Raw genomic sequence first — 215 nt, 5'->3', positions numbered from 1 at the left:
CTAATTTCAAATACATTCCAAAAAAAGTCACATCAATAATCATCACTGGCACCTCTGTTTCACATTCACGGTGGCTCAGTTTCGTTTTAGGCTGGAGAACTGGTATACGCTCTTCACCTCGGCGTTCCATGTTTTGCATTTGCTCACGCGTCATTGGAATAATGCCATCCAGATTTTGGATAGGTTCACCTTTCAAAAATGAAGTGAACAAACTC

At 40.9% G+C, this 215-nt stretch carries 1 pseudogene; it reads right to left on the bottom strand.

The window, feature by feature from the left end:
- Positions 1–215: pseudogene (locus RFW85_RS16640) on the bottom strand (alpha/beta hydrolase); the annotation flags it as partial.

Source organism: Acinetobacter sp. 12966 (genome assembly GCF_031196995.1).
In the GTDB taxonomy this organism is placed as follows: Bacteria; Pseudomonadota; Gammaproteobacteria; order Pseudomonadales; family Moraxellaceae; genus Acinetobacter; species Acinetobacter geminorum.
Note: the sequence above shows the minus strand (reverse complement) of the source record. Positions and strands in the feature narration are given on the sequence as shown.